Origin of the sequence: Collinsella sp., assembly GCF_052346665.1 — a bacterium.
Classification (GTDB): domain Bacteria; phylum Actinomycetota; class Coriobacteriia; order Coriobacteriales; family Coriobacteriaceae; genus Collinsella.
This window is the reverse complement of sequence record NZ_DAWDUX010000015.1, coordinates 1-12,940: the sequence shown is the minus strand read 5'-3', so window position 1 is coordinate 12,940 and position 12,940 is coordinate 1. Positions and strand designations below refer to the sequence as shown.

Here is a 12,940-nt window from a genome sequence, read left to right as displayed (position 1 = left end):
CGATATCCCAGGCGTTGCCCATCGCTACGCTCGTTCCCACCACGTCGAACATCGACAGGTCGTTCTCGCCGTCGCCGAACGCCACTGCCTCCTCCGGCGCAATATCGTAACGTTCCAGCGTGGCGCGCACGCCGTAGTCCTTGCCGCCTTCGGCGGGGATGACGTCGCAGAACAGCTTGTTCCAACGCGTCGCCACCACGTGCTCGGTCTTCGAGAGGAACACATCCTCGACCTCGGGACCGCCGAACACGTTGAACTGATACACCGGCAACTCGAACGCCATGTCAAGGGACCCCAGTTCGTACTCGAGGCCAACCTGACGCCCAAGCTCCTCAACGAGCGGCCCGCGATGGTTGACGAATGAACGGACGCCCTGCATCACATACAGGTCGTACAAGCCCTCGCGCGCCTGCTCGACGAGCACGCGCACGTCCCCATCATCGATGTGCGCGTCGCGATACGTTCCCTCGGCATCAAAGCACAGCTGGCCGTTCATGGTCACATACGCATCGAACCTGCCCTTGAGCTCATCTTGCATCTCGGACATGGAACGTCCGCTCGCAATGATGACCTTTATGCCCCGCTCGCGCATGCGTTCAATCGCCCGCCAGGTGCTCTCGGCGACCCTATGCGTCTTGAACCCTACGAGCGTTCCATCGATATCGAAAAACGCGGCCTTGATCACGCCCGCTCCCCTCACCTTCACATGAGTCTTACAGAATCTCGAGCGCCCCGTCCTTGACGGTGAGCCCGATATCGCCCCGCAGCAAGTCATCGATGAGCGTGCCCACGAGCTCGAAGCGCCACCCCTCGCGCAAGGGGCTGCGCTGCGGATGGTCGATATAGTCGAGCAGGCCGTCACGCGAGATGATGAGCGAGGTCGCGACGCCCGAGCGGTCCGAAACCAAGCGGATGAGCGCGTACATGAGGTCGATGACGCTCTCGAGCTCGGGCGCGGGCGTGCGGTGCGTGCGACCGATGGACGGGAGGTTCTCCACAGGACAGCGCCGTCCCCGGCCAATCGCGTCGAGGGCGACCTCGACATCGCGTACACTGAGCTGCTCGGTACCGCGAACGGCGCGGAAGTCCTCGACGGTCTTGGGAGCGCGCTTGCACAGGGCGAGAAGGACCTCATCGGACATAATCCACTTGCGGGGAATGTCCCGCGTCTCGGCGCGCTGCTCGCGCCACGCGGCGAGCTCGCGGGCAACCGCCAGTTGACGGCGCGTGCAGGAGTTAACGCGTTTGACGCGCTTGAAGGCTGAACGCGGGTCGCTGCGGTAATGCGCGGGATCCGCCAGGGGCCGGATTTCATCGCGAACCCATGCGGTGCGGCCCAGCGAATGAAGCTTGGACTCGATCACGCGATACGCGTCGATGAGGTAGCGCACGTCGTCGATGGCGTATTCGACCTGTTGGGGCGTGAGCGGGCGGCGCGACCAATCGGTGAGCGACTCGGTTTTGGGAAGCGAGACATCGCAAAACGAATGCACGAGATTGTGGTACGAGCATTGCGCGCGCTCGCCGAGGAACCCGGCGGCGACCTGCGTGTCGAAGATCGGCGTCGGGCATACGCCGAGCGCGTGGTTGAGCACTTCCATGTCTTGCGAGCAAGCATGGAAGACCTTGAGCGTATCGACGTCGACCATGAGATCGGCGAGGGGGGCCAAGTCCTCGATGGCGAGCGGGTCGATGACCGCGCATTCCTCGGGCGTGGCGACCTGCACCAGGCAGAGCTTGGCGTGGTACGTGCGCTCACGCAGGAACTCGGTATCGATCGCCACCGCGGCGAACCCGCGGGCGCGTCCGCAAAACGCGGCCAATTCCTCATATGTGGAGATGTACATCTGCGTCCCAAGTTGGAGATTACCCGTACGCGACACGGGTAGGATTACGTCATTCTCTAACTATACCCGCACTCGTGAGAACAGGGAACTCCCATGCGTTGCCTCATCATCCACAACCCCGCGTCCGGCCCGCGATCGGACGAGATCTTCGACTTCGCACGAGCGCTTGCGCAGGGCGGCGACGAGGTCACGATGCGCTTCATCGGCGACGGCATGGAGCCCGCAGACGCTTCCGCGGATGTCCGCTCGTTCGACCGCGTGGTCGTATCGGGCGGCGATGGCACCGTCTCCAACGTGCTTGACCATCTACGCGACACGCACGTGCCCATCTTGATCTTCCCCTCGGGCACCGCAAACCTCTACTTCAACAACATCGGCAACGCACCCGAGCCTGCGGCGCTCGCACAGGCCTGCCGTGCGGGCAGAACCAAACGCGTGGACATGGGCGAGCTGTTCTGGGAGGACGCCGAGGGCGGCGTACAGCGACACGGCTTCATCATCATCGCGGGCACGGGATTCGACGCCGATATCATGCACAAGGCAGACGCCACCAAGTCCGAGATGGGCGAGATCGCCTACTTCCTCTCTGCCCTCGCCACGCCCGCTCCCACCGTCGCCCACTTCACCATCGAGCACGACGGTGAGGTCGATGAGCTCGACGGCATCGGCTGTATGGTCGGCAACACCGCCCTCATCCAAAACGAGATCAACCTATTCCCCGACTGCCGCATGGACGATGGCCTCATAGACATCGCCGTCATTCAGCCCGCCAAGACCGTCGAGCTGCTGCCCACGCTGATCGCCGGCGTGCTCGACCCCGCCGGCAAGGGACTCGGCCGTCCGCAATTCACGCTTTTCCAGGCAAAGGAGGCACGCATCACCTGCACCCCCTCGCTCGGCATGGAGTTCGACGGCGAGCTCATCCACAACAACACGGGCGTGTTCGGCGCGCGCGTGCTACCCCAATGCCTCGATCTCATCGTGGACGACTTCGCTAAGTTGTAGCAAGAGTTCGCCGGGGACCGCCGCGGGGCGATGACGTCCGCCGCGAGTTCCGCACGAGCCGAAGGGCCCAGTTGGCCCGTCGGGCGAGCAGGACTGACCGATCGCCGGATGTCCCGCACTCGCCTAGGGCCCCTGGGGGCCCTTCGGGCGTGCTGTCCTGCCCTCGCGCCGGTTTTCATCGGCCCGCGGCGGTCCCCGGCGAACGGCCCGTAACGGACACGAAACAGTTCCGCTCTCCATGTTGCGCTGGCACTCCACTGTGCTATAGTGCCAACCATACTCAGCACCTCAAGGAACCGAAAGGAGCCATCACCATGAAGAAGAACATCGCCCTCTCCCTCAACAACTGGTGGTGGCATGACGCGTCTTCGGCCGGTCAACGGTGAGTCCTCACACGCTTATGCCATAGAAGGTATACGGGGCCTCCGGTTTGACCGGGGGCCTTTTTCGTGCCCCTTCGTGTCATGCACCCTCAGTACTCGAACATCCACTTCATCGACGATTACCGCCATCTCACTCAGCAAGGAGAACATCATGTCCCAGAACACTCAGCCCACCGGTTCCGCCCGCACCGTCAACGCCGTCGACCGCGGCGGCCTCGACATCAAGAGCCTTGTGCTCCTCGCCGTCTTGCTTGCCGCCGGCTTCATCCTCAACTTCACCGTCGGCAAGGCCATATCCGCGGTGTCCGGTGGCGCCATCGCCCCCGAATTCATCATCTCCGCCTTCTGCCTCACAATCCTCATCGTCCGTCCGAACCTCCTGCAGGCGCTCGTCATCGGCCTCATCTCCGCCGCGGTGATCCAGGTCACCACCACCTCCCCCGGCATTGACTTCGTCGCCGAGGGCGTCGCCGCCGTCGTCATGGCCCTCATTGTGAACGCCGGTATGAGTACCGGTGCCAAGGCGATCATCCCCACCGTCGGCACGTTCGTCACCACCTTCCTTTCCGGCTTCATCTTCATGGTCATCAAGATGGCCATGATGGGCTTCGCCACCGAGCTCGCCGCCGTCATGATGCCCGTCATCGCCCTCACCGCGGTGTTCAACGCCATCCTTGTCGGAGCCCTCTGCCTCCCCGTGAGGAAGGCACTCGGCCTGAACGACTAGTCCTACTCGCGATATGATGTCGAAGGCTCGTCCTCGCGACGGGCCTTCGGTCGTTTTCGCACCGCATCGACCATCCACCCACCTCCCCACGCGCAGAAGGGATCTCATGGCCGCGATCATCGAGTTACGCGAGGTGTCGTTCGCCTACGGGCAAACAGAATCACTCGCGCTCAAAGACCTGAACCTTACCATCGAAGAAGGCGGGTTCGTGGGCGTCATCGGACCCTCCGGCGCCGGCAAGTCGACGCTCGCGAGCGTGCTGTCCGGAGCAATCCCCCATCACTATACGGGGCGCTTGTACGGGGAAACTCGCGTCGCCGGGCTCGATACCTGCGAGGCGTCCCTCACCGACATCGCGACGATTGTGGGCTCCGTGCTCCAAGACATCGACGCCCAGATGGTCGCCTCGGTCGTTGAGGACGAGATCCTGTTCGGTCTCGAGAACTTCGACGTGCCCCGCGACCAGATCGAACAGCGCCTCACAGACGCACTGAGCGCGGTTGGCATCGCCGAACTGCGTGAACGAGAGATTGCCTCACTTTCTGGTGGGCAAAAACAGAAGGTCGCCATCGCCGCGATTCTGGCGCTCGCCCCGCGCGTCCTCGTCCTCGATGAGCCCACCGCCGCCCTCGACCCCATCAGCTCCCGAGCGGTTTTCGACGTGCTGCGGGAGGCCCAGCGCCTCACCGGTGTCACCGTGGTCGTCATCGAGCAGATGGTCGCGCTGCTTGCGGAGTTCTGCGATCGCATCATCGTGCTCGACCACGGCTCCGTCGCCCTCGATGGCACACCGCACGACGTGTTCGGCCACTCGGACGAGCTGCGCGCGATCGGCGTCGACAGCCCGCGAACCGCCCGCATCTCCAACAGCCTCGCATCGCTCGGCCTCGTCGAAGTCGAGCGCCCCGCACTTACCGTCGACGAGGCGCAGGCACTCGTCATGCAGGCGCTGGACGGACGCACCGCGCCCACCAGCGACATGCGCACTCGATCGGACGCGCCTCGCGACACTCGGGAGACGGGTGCGTGCGCATCACGCGGAACGGCCCCCATCGTCGAGCTCGAGGGCGTCAGCTTTTCCTATGGCGCGGGCTGCGCCTCCGTCGACGACATCGACCTCACGGTGCGCCCCGGTGAGATCTTGGGGGTCGTGGGGCAAAACGGGGCCGGCAAGACGACGCTCACCAAGCTGCTGAACGGCCTGCTCAAGCCCGTCTCGGGTAGCGTCCGAATCGCCGGACTCGACACACGTTCGACCCCCGTGAGCACGCTTGCCACCCATGTGGCGACGCTCTTCCAAAATCCCGATCGGCAGCTATGCCGCAACACCGTGCTCGAAGAAGTCTCCTTCGGCCTTGAGCTGCACGGCGTCGATACCACCACGGCGCGCGAGCGCGCGGAGGCCGTGATCGAGCGGTTCGGCCTCCCCGCCCAATCCGCGCCTTTCTCCCTATCGCGCGGACAGCGACAAATGGTCGCCCTCGCCGGCGTCGTTGTGCTCGATCCCGAACTCATCATCCTCGATGAGCCCACGAGCGGCCTCGATTACCGCGAGTGCATGACGGTCATGGAAACGGTTCGGAAGCGCGCCCATATGGGCGCAGCGGTCATCATGATCTGCCACGACATGGAGGTCGTGAGCGACTTCGCGACGCGCATCGCCATCATGGCGCGGGGACGCATCCTCGACTGCGGGCCCACACACCGCCTGTTCACCCAATCGGACCTGCTCGAACAGGCGAGCATCACGCCGCCACAGGTAATTGACCTCTCCGAACGCCTCGCGGACATCGTCGACCCATCGTTCGCGGGCATCACCGAGGCCTCCGATCTCGTCGCGCGCGTAAAGGAGTTGAAGCACCGTGCTTAACGTCATTGATTACGTCCCTGGCGCGAGCCTGCTGCATCGCATGAACCCGGTAAGTAAACTTGCCCTCGCCGCGTCCATCATCCTCGCGACGTTCCTCTCCCAAAGCTGGGCGATGCTCGTGGGCCTCCTCATGCTGACCCTCGCCCTCGGCGCATACGCCGGCGTCATCACCCGCCTGGTGTCCCTGCTCAAGGTGCTTACGCCCATCGCGCTGCTCATGCTCATCTTGCAACTCGCCTTCGTGCACGGAGGCAATCAGGTGCTACTCTTCGCAACGACCGAGGGACTCGCGACCGGAGGGCGGGCATGCCTGCGCCTCGTTGGCGTCGCGCTGCCGCTCGTGCTCGTCCTCACCGTGACCAAGCTCACCGATCTCGCCAACGCATGCGTCGAGGTGCTGCACGTCCCCTACAAGTACGCGTTCACCTTCACGACCGCGCTTAGGTTCGTCCCCATCTTCACGCAGGAGATGAACGCCATCATGGAAGCGCAGACGGCACGCGGCGTGGAATTCGACACCAGGAACCCCTTCAAGAAAATGTCGCTCATGCTTCCCGTCTGCATTCCTCTGCTCGTAACCTCCGTGGGCAAGACCGACGCGACCGCCCTTGCGGCGGAGCAGCGCGGATTCTACCTCCGCACGCGCGAAAGCTCCTACAAGCGGTACCCGTTGCGAGCCGCCGACGCCATGGCCTTTGTCTTTTGCGCCGCGATTATCGCCCTCGGGTTCATCTTCTAAAGCCGTCCATCTCAACGTATGATGGTGTCTGCCACCACCCCGTTCGCGCGCGATGCGCGCCGTATGGCAGGAGACCCCCATGGAACTGATTGACCTCCTCGATGAGCAGACCCGCGCCCGCGTTCTGACGGGCTTCGACGAGGCCCGCGAACGCCCCGTCACACTGCGCGCCAATACGCTCAAGTCCTCGATCGGCGAGGTCTGTACCGTGCTTGAGGCGAGTGGCTTCACATACAGACGAGTGCCCTGGTATGCCGACGCGCTCGTTTTGGACGATGTGCGCGAGCGCGACATTTGGGACCTCGACATCTATCGAGACGGGCATGTGTACCTGCAGAGCCTCTCATCCATGCTGCCGCCGCAGCTGATGGGGCCTCGTCCCGGCACCGACGTCCTTGACATGTGCGCCGCGCCGGGCGGTAAAACCGCACAGATCGCCGCACTCACGGGCAACGCCGCGCACCTCACCGCCTGTGAGATGAGCAGCCCACGCGCCGACAAGCTCGTGCACAACCTCGAAAAACTCGGAGCCGCGAACGTGAACGTCATGCGAACGGACGCGCGGCGCCTCGATGAGTTCTTCAGTTTCGACCAAATCCTGCTCGACGCCCCGTGCACGGGCACGGGCACGCTTCGGGCGGGCGATGAACGCGCCGAGAAGCGCATGACGCGCCAGCTGCTCGCCAAAGTCGTCAAATCCCAGCGGGCGCTCCTCGACCGTGCGCTCACCATCCTCAAGCCCGACGGTACGCTCGTCTACTCCACATGCTCGATTCTCGCGGAGGAAAACGACGAACAGGTGCGCGGCGCCCTCAAACGTCATCGGGATTGCGAAGTCGTGCCCATCTTATTCGAGAAGCCCTCCTCGGATGCCCAGGACGGGCCGCGCCCCATCGTGCTCGACCAGGCGACGCACGGGCCTTGCGCCTTGCCCGTGCTTCCGCACTCGAACGCACTGCCCGGAACGCTGACCATCGCGCCGAGCCGGCTGTTCGAGGGCTTTTACGTCGCCGTCATACGAAAAAAGCCTCGCAGGTAACCGCGAGGCGTAGTCGTCCGTGTCGCTCAGGAGCGCTTAGAGTGCAATTCGTCCATGAGCTGGTCGTCGCGACGGCGCTCGCCACGGTCTTTGAGCATGGTGAAAACCAAGTAGACGAGCGCCACGACGGCGATGGCGCCGACGACCATGAGAACAGGCACCAAGATATCGAGAACAGTCATGTCGGGCACCGTTCCTTTCCATTTTGCCGTCGGTCACGCTGACGATACCGCATTCGGTTCAGCATAGCAGATTGGCGAGAAACACCCGCAAGACAACCGAATCCGCAAAGGAATGGAGACGCGATGTATGCACGTCGAGGCGTTTTGGCCCCTCGCGTGCGGGTACAATTGTGCATCGTATATCCTTCTCTCCTGAGGGAGCTCTCATGACTGAAACAAAACCGGGCGCCGACGCCCCCCGTATCGCACCGGACCCCCGGCCCGATGCCGTCATGCCCACGGTGCCCGCGATCGAACGCGAAGAGCGCGCTGAGGATCTGGAGCCGGGGGACGCCGTCGATGGACCCATCGCGGTCAGTGCCGAGGTTCCCGAGACCATCGAGGCGACTATCGACTTCTCCGAGGTCGAGTTGGCAGACGAGTTCTCCGAGCCCGAACTTGCCGTGACACCGGGTGGCCTCCTGCCCATGGAGCCCTCCCCCATCGAGGGCCGTCTGCGCAAGGCCCCGCTGCGCGTGCCCGACGAGCTCGAGGAGTGCGGCGGCTTCACCTTGTTCGGGCGTCGCATCAAATCACTGCTCTATACCACGGACGTCGCGGTCATCCGCAACTCCAATGCCGACGCCATCTTCGCGGTGTACCCCTTCACCGCGCAGCCGGCCATCACGCAGGCGCTGCTCACCGCCTCCGAGGCACCCGTGTTCGTGGGCGTGGGCGGCGGCACCACCACCGGCAAGCGCGCCGTGCAGCTGGCCGCGGTCTCCGAGATGCAGGGCGCGGCCGGCGTGGTGGTCAACTCCCCCGCACCGCCCGAGATGATCGAGCAGATCTGCGCCATCATCGACATCCCCGTCATAGCCACCGTCGTGCGCTGTGACGCCATCGCGCACGCCAAGGTCAAGGCGGGCGCGAAGATCCTGAACGTCGCCGCCGGCAAAGACACGCCCGCCGTCTTGCGCGAGCTGCGCGAGGCGTACCCGAACCTGCCCCTCATCGCCTCCGGCGGACGCTCGTCCCTGTCGGTTCGCGAGACGGTGCAGGCGGGTGCCAACGCCGTCATCTGGACGCCACCCTCGGCACAACAGCTGCAGGCCGATATGATGCGCCGGTACCGCGAGGCGGAAGTCAAGCCCGAAGTCCCCGTTATGGACCCCGTCGCTGCCGCCGACGTCAACCCGCTCGAGAGCGCGCGAGCCGACGTCCCCATCCCCGACGAGCTCATCGCCAAGGCAACCACGAGCGGACGCAAGCGCCCGAGACCGCTGCCGCTGTTCTTTAAGGGTAAGCGCCGGTAATACCCCCCCCACAGCCGCCCAGAGGGAATCGCCAGGGACACCCGGAGGTACCCGGACCCCCAGTAGAACCGCTCCGCGGCCGTGAACCAAGTCGCTCGACTCACGCGTCGGGAGTGGTCCCTTTGTCTACCCCGTGCCGCAGCCTACCCGATGCACCATTGTCCCATCGTCAACTTGCGAAAGGATCCACCATGCTCGTCACGCCTCTCTCATCCATCACCGACAACGATTACCTTTCCGAACGTTTCCGCAAGGCATATGCCTTCCTCGCGCGTCCCGACCTCTGCGACCTCCCCCTGGGCCGCAACGAGATTGACGGCGATGAGGTGTACGCCAACGTGCTCGAATACGACACGGTCCCCGCAGCCGAGAAAGAGCTCGAGGCGCATCACGACTACTATGATGTCCAGTACATGGCAAGCGGCGAGGAGATGCTCCAGTACGCGACCGCAGACGGTCTCGCGACCGTTCAGGCATATGACGCGGTGGACGATTACTGCCTGCTCAAAACACCGGAACCCGTCACGTCAATCGCGCTGCACGCGGGAGAGCTGGCCATCTTTGCTCCCGAAGACGCCCATAAACCCGGTTGCACCCTCATCGAGCCCACACATGTCCGCAAGATCGTCGTGAAGGTCCGCGCGTAACCGTCGACCCCACCGGCGCATCTCTCCGAGCGGACCCCATCATCCCCAAGCCAGGAGCCGCATGAAAACCCTTCTTACGCAACTCGCCAAATTCGGCGTCGTCGGCGTTATCGCAACCGTGATCGACTTCGGCGTGATGAACCTGCTGCATTACGGCCTGCAACTCGACATCCTCATCGCCAACACCGCGGGCTTCGTCATCTCGCTCATCTTCAACTATCTCGCGAGCATGAAGTTCGTGTTCGAGCATCGCGAGGGCATGAGCAGGCGCCGCGAGTTCGTCATCTTCGTCGTCTTGTCCGTCGTGGGCCTGCTGCTCAACGACGGCATCGTGGTCGCTCTCAACAAGGGCCTGGCGCTCGAGGCGAACCTCGCAAAGATCGCCGCAACAGCCCTTGTCATGATGTACAACTTCATCACGCGCAAAATCTTCCTTGACGGTACCCAAGCTTAAAATCACGTCCCCCCTCCGTCCCGTTTGCCTGAGCCGTACCGAAAGGCCAATCGCCCCATAACGCCATCCACCGACCAAACCACATCGCCCACCGACCCATGCAATCGGTGGGCGCATTCGTATGCTTATTGTGCAAAGCCTTACAATCCGCTTACCGAAGACGTATAGTTTCCCGCGCTCACCGTACTCATGGTGCTTTAACCGTCGCTCTCAGGAAGTGATGTTTTGCGCGCAGCCTTCGCACATCCGCAGACCCGCCAATTCATGAAGTTCGCCGTCGTGGGGTTCGCCTCTCTAGCGGTGGAGTACCTGTTCCTCGGCTACTTCCTCAACATCTTGGAAATGGGCTACCTCCTGGCGACGACCCTCTCGTTCGCCATCTCGATCGTGGTGAACTACATCTTGTCCATGAAATTCGTGTTCTCCCACAAGGAGGACATGAGCCGAAAGCGTGAGTTCACGATCTTCGCGATCCTCTCAGCCATCGGCCTGGGCCTCAATGACCTGTACATGTTCATCGGCGTCGGCCTGCTCAACATGGGAACCATGGCGATGAAGCTCATCTCGACCTTCTTCGTCACCTGGTACAACTACTTCAGCCGCCGCAAGTTCCTCGACGGCGGACGCGGCTAAAACCTGGCGTGAACCCTCACCTTAAAGGTGAACTTGAAACTCCAAAGTTGCTCCATATTTCATCATTGCCGCAGGTAGCTGAAGCCTCAACCTTCAACTTGAACCTTAAACATTCTCTAACGTTCAAGTTGAACTCGAACCTAGTGCTACTATGCTTTTTGTCAAATGGTAAGCAGACAAGACGAGGAAGCACATGGACGCAACTCCTAGCCTGCACGCCACGTGGCGCACCAGCCGCACCCGCCGCCTCATCACCGGCGCCGGCATCACGGCTGCGCTCGCCGCAAGCGTGCTCCTCCCCGTCCCGGCAAGAGCAATCACCACCGAAACCGCAGCCACGCTCACCGAGACCCAAAAGAAAGTCGAAGAGACCGCAGCAGCTTTCGACGAGGCTAACAAGAACCTCGAAGAGCTGCAGGCGAAGATCACCGACAACGAGGCGCGTATCGCCGAGCTCGAGGAAAAACTCCCCGACGCCCAAGCGAAGGCGAGTCGCGCCATGCGCGAGATGTACAAGCACAGCAAGGGCTCCAATCCGCTAATGAGTTTTGTCCTCAACACGCAGAGCCTTGATGAATTAATCTCCGGCATGAAGTACCTGGATCAGGTCAAGGACGCCAACATCGAGGCCCTGCAGGAGCTCAACGACATGCAGGCAGAGCTTGAGGCAGAGAAGACCAAGCTGAGCACTGCCAAGGCCCAAGCTGAGACCGAGAAGCAGTCCGCCGAAGAGGCCCTCTCCGAGGCGCAGAGCCTGCGCGAGGCTGCACAGGCGAAGGCGGACGCCGAGGCTGCCGCCGAGCTCGCCGCGCTCCAGCAGGCCGCCGCAGAGGCCGCTCAAAACGAAGCCGGTTCCAACACGACTCCCGGAAATGTCACGACCCCCGACAACGGTGCCGTGAGCTGGGACACCGATCAGGCGTCCTTCATTGCAGAGTGGGCCCCCCGCATCGACGCGTATCTTGCCGGATCGCCGCTCGAAGGCCAGGGAACGACGTTTGCCAACGCCGCGTGGAAGTATGGCGTCGACCCGCGCTTCTCCCCTGCCATCTCCAACACGGAAAGCTCCAAGGGGCGTCACTGCTTCCTTCCCTACAACGCTTGGGGTTGGGGCAGCTCCAGCTGGGGCAGCTGGGAGGAGGCCATTGATGCGCATGTCGCCGGCCTCGCCCGTGGGTACGGCTACACGATCAGCGTCGCGGGTGCCAAGAAGTACTGCCCGCCCAATTGGTTCAACTGGTACAACAACACGCTTTCCGAGATGAACCGCATCTAGCGAACGACTCGACGAACTTCAACGTTCCCACATCTTTCAATGCATCGCTGCAGAGCGTGTAAGCCCACGGGCGGAACCCAATCGGTTCCGCCCGTGTTTTTGCCTTTATCACGCACCCGCCAACCGCTGCTTCAAATGCGCACCGCTGAACGCGCGCAACGCCGCTTGCCCGTTCCCTCCGTGCTACCATAACTGAGGATATATCTGGACGATCGAAAGGAGCTCTTCATGGAGCGACCGAACGCTTGGAAGAAATATGATGATGCGGCCCTCGCCGAGCTCGAGGACCTCTGCGGCAAGTACCGCGCCTTCATCAGCGAGAACAAGACCGAGCGCGAGTGCGTGACCGCCTCCATCCAGCTCGCCGAGGCTGCAGGTTACGTCGACCTCGCCGCCTGCGTCGCCGAGGGCCGCGAGCTCAAGGCTGGGGACAAGGTCTACGCCGTCAGTCACAACAAAACGCTCATGCTCGTCAACTTGGGCACCCGTCCCATGGAGCAGGGCTTGAACATCCTCGGTGCCCACATCGACTCCCCGCGCCTGGACCTCAAGCAGAACCCCCTGTACGAGGCCGGCGACATGGCCTACCTCGACACGCACTACTACGGCGGCGTCAAGGCCTACCACTGGGTCGCCACGCCGCTGGCGCTTCACGGCGTCATCTGCAAGAAGGACGGCATGACCGTCGAGATCGCCGTGGGCGAGGACGCCGACGACCCCGTGTTCTGTATCTCCGACCTGCTCATCCACCTCGCGAGCGAGCAGATGGAGAAGCCCGCGGGCAAGGCGGTCGACCACGAGAACCTCGATGTCATCGTGGGCGGCCGCCCCGTGGTGATCGAG

General features: G+C 63.0%; 13 protein-coding genes and 1 pseudogene. 11 read left to right on the top strand and 3 right to left on the bottom strand.

Annotated features, from left to right (window positions below):
- Both ACT8II_RS04070 and rnd read right to left on the bottom strand, forming a co-directional pair.
- On the bottom strand, window positions 1-685 hold a 685-nt coding region (locus ACT8II_RS04070), incomplete at its 3' end, for an HAD hydrolase family protein (RefSeq protein WP_443813040.1).
- A gap of 28 nt (window positions 686-713) precedes the next feature.
- Entirely contained in the window at window positions 714-1,847 is a 1,134-nt protein-coding gene (rnd, locus tag ACT8II_RS04065) for a ribonuclease D (protein ID WP_294123264.1), read from the bottom strand.
- Window positions 1,848-1,940: 93 nt separating this feature from the next.
- Here rnd and ACT8II_RS04060 point away from each other — a divergent pair, with 93 nt between their 5' ends.
- The 5 genes from ACT8II_RS04060 to ACT8II_RS04040 all read left to right on the top strand — a co-directional run bounded on the left by ACT8II_RS04060 (window position 1,941) and on the right by ACT8II_RS04040 (window position 7,610).
- Window positions 1,941-2,852: a diacylglycerol/lipid kinase family protein gene (locus ACT8II_RS04060; RefSeq protein ID WP_294123262.1), complete on the top strand. Its 912-nt coding sequence runs from the start codon at window positions 1,941-1,943 to the stop codon at window positions 2,850-2,852.
- A gap of 534 nt (window positions 2,853-3,386) precedes the next feature.
- Complete coding sequence (locus ACT8II_RS04055) at window positions 3,387-3,962, top strand: hypothetical protein (protein WP_118653231.1); 576 nt, start codon at window positions 3,387-3,389, stop codon at window positions 3,960-3,962.
- A gap of 106 nt (window positions 3,963-4,068) precedes the next feature.
- Complete coding sequence (locus ACT8II_RS04050) at window positions 4,069-5,832, top strand: ABC transporter ATP-binding protein (RefSeq protein ID WP_443813039.1); 1,764 nt, start codon at window positions 4,069-4,071, stop codon at window positions 5,830-5,832.
- Complete coding sequence (locus ACT8II_RS04045) at window positions 5,825-6,571, top strand: energy-coupling factor transporter transmembrane component T family protein (protein ID WP_443813038.1); 747 nt, start codon at window positions 5,825-5,827, stop codon at window positions 6,569-6,571. Before ACT8II_RS04050 ends, ACT8II_RS04045 begins: the two co-directional genes overlap by 8 nt.
- Window positions 6,572-6,650: 79 nt before the next feature.
- Entirely contained in the window at window positions 6,651-7,610 is a 960-nt protein-coding gene (locus tag ACT8II_RS04040) for an RsmB/NOP family class I SAM-dependent RNA methyltransferase (protein WP_443813037.1), read from the top strand.
- 26 nt (window positions 7,611-7,636) lie between these two features.
- On the opposite strand, the gene ACT8II_RS04035 is transcribed toward ACT8II_RS04040, so the two are convergent.
- Window positions 7,637-7,792, bottom strand: coding sequence for a hypothetical protein (locus ACT8II_RS04035; RefSeq protein ID WP_443813036.1), 156 nt, complete (start codon window positions 7,790-7,792; stop codon window positions 7,637-7,639).
- A gap of 206 nt (window positions 7,793-7,998) precedes the next feature.
- Between ACT8II_RS04035 and ACT8II_RS04030 the strand changes: the two genes are divergently transcribed.
- The 6 genes and pseudogenes from ACT8II_RS04030 to ACT8II_RS04005 all read left to right on the top strand — a co-directional run.
- Window positions 7,999-9,087: a hypothetical protein gene (locus ACT8II_RS04030; RefSeq protein WP_118653223.1), complete on the top strand. Its 1,089-nt coding sequence runs from the start codon at window positions 7,999-8,001 to the stop codon at window positions 9,085-9,087.
- A gap of 191 nt (window positions 9,088-9,278) precedes the next feature.
- A complete protein-coding gene (locus tag ACT8II_RS04025) occupies window positions 9,279-9,734 on the top strand; it encodes a YhcH/YjgK/YiaL family protein (RefSeq protein ID WP_443813035.1) in 456 nt (151 codons plus the stop codon).
- A 61-nt stretch (window positions 9,735-9,795) separates the two neighbouring features.
- Entirely contained in the window at window positions 9,796-10,188 is a 393-nt protein-coding gene (locus tag ACT8II_RS04020; protein WP_118653219.1) for a GtrA family protein, read from the top strand.
- A gap of 264 nt (window positions 10,189-10,452) precedes the next feature.
- On the top strand, window positions 10,453-10,821 hold the full coding sequence (locus tag ACT8II_RS04015) for a GtrA family protein (RefSeq protein ID WP_199588870.1): 369 nt from the start codon (window positions 10,453-10,455) through the stop codon (window positions 10,819-10,821).
- Window positions 10,822-11,014: 193 nt separating this feature from the next.
- A complete protein-coding gene (locus ACT8II_RS04010) occupies window positions 11,015-12,097 on the top strand; it encodes a coiled-coil domain-containing protein (RefSeq protein ID WP_443813034.1) in 1,083 nt (360 codons plus the stop codon).
- Between the two features lie 228 nt (window positions 12,098-12,325).
- A pseudogene (locus tag ACT8II_RS04005) lies at window positions 12,326-12,940 on the top strand (aminopeptidase); the annotation flags it as partial.

Coding starts and splice junctions, on each gene's coding strand:
- rnd (WP_294123264.1), bottom strand. CDS start 1,847: ATGTACATCTCCACATATGAGGAATTGGCCGCGTTTTGCGGACGCGCC.
- ACT8II_RS04060 (WP_294123262.1), top strand. CDS start 1,941: ATGCGTTGCCTCATCATCCACAACCCCGCGTCCGGCCCGCGATCGGAC.
- ACT8II_RS04055 (WP_118653231.1), top strand. CDS start 3,387: ATGTCCCAGAACACTCAGCCCACCGGTTCCGCCCGCACCGTCAACGCC.
- ACT8II_RS04050 (WP_443813039.1), top strand. CDS start 4,069: ATGGCCGCGATCATCGAGTTACGCGAGGTGTCGTTCGCCTACGGGCAA.
- ACT8II_RS04040 (WP_443813037.1), top strand. CDS start 6,651: ATGGAACTGATTGACCTCCTCGATGAGCAGACCCGCGCCCGCGTTCTG.
- ACT8II_RS04035 (WP_443813036.1), bottom strand. CDS start 7,792: ATGACTGTTCTCGATATCTTGGTGCCTGTTCTCATGGTCGTCGGCGCC.
- ACT8II_RS04030 (WP_118653223.1), top strand. CDS start 7,999: ATGACTGAAACAAAACCGGGCGCCGACGCCCCCCGTATCGCACCGGAC.
- ACT8II_RS04025 (WP_443813035.1), top strand. CDS start 9,279: ATGCTCGTCACGCCTCTCTCATCCATCACCGACAACGATTACCTTTCC.
- ACT8II_RS04020 (WP_118653219.1), top strand. CDS start 9,796: ATGAAAACCCTTCTTACGCAACTCGCCAAATTCGGCGTCGTCGGCGTT.
- ACT8II_RS04015 (WP_199588870.1), top strand. CDS start 10,453: ATGAAGTTCGCCGTCGTGGGGTTCGCCTCTCTAGCGGTGGAGTACCTG.
- ACT8II_RS04010 (WP_443813034.1), top strand. CDS start 11,015: ATGGACGCAACTCCTAGCCTGCACGCCACGTGGCGCACCAGCCGCACC.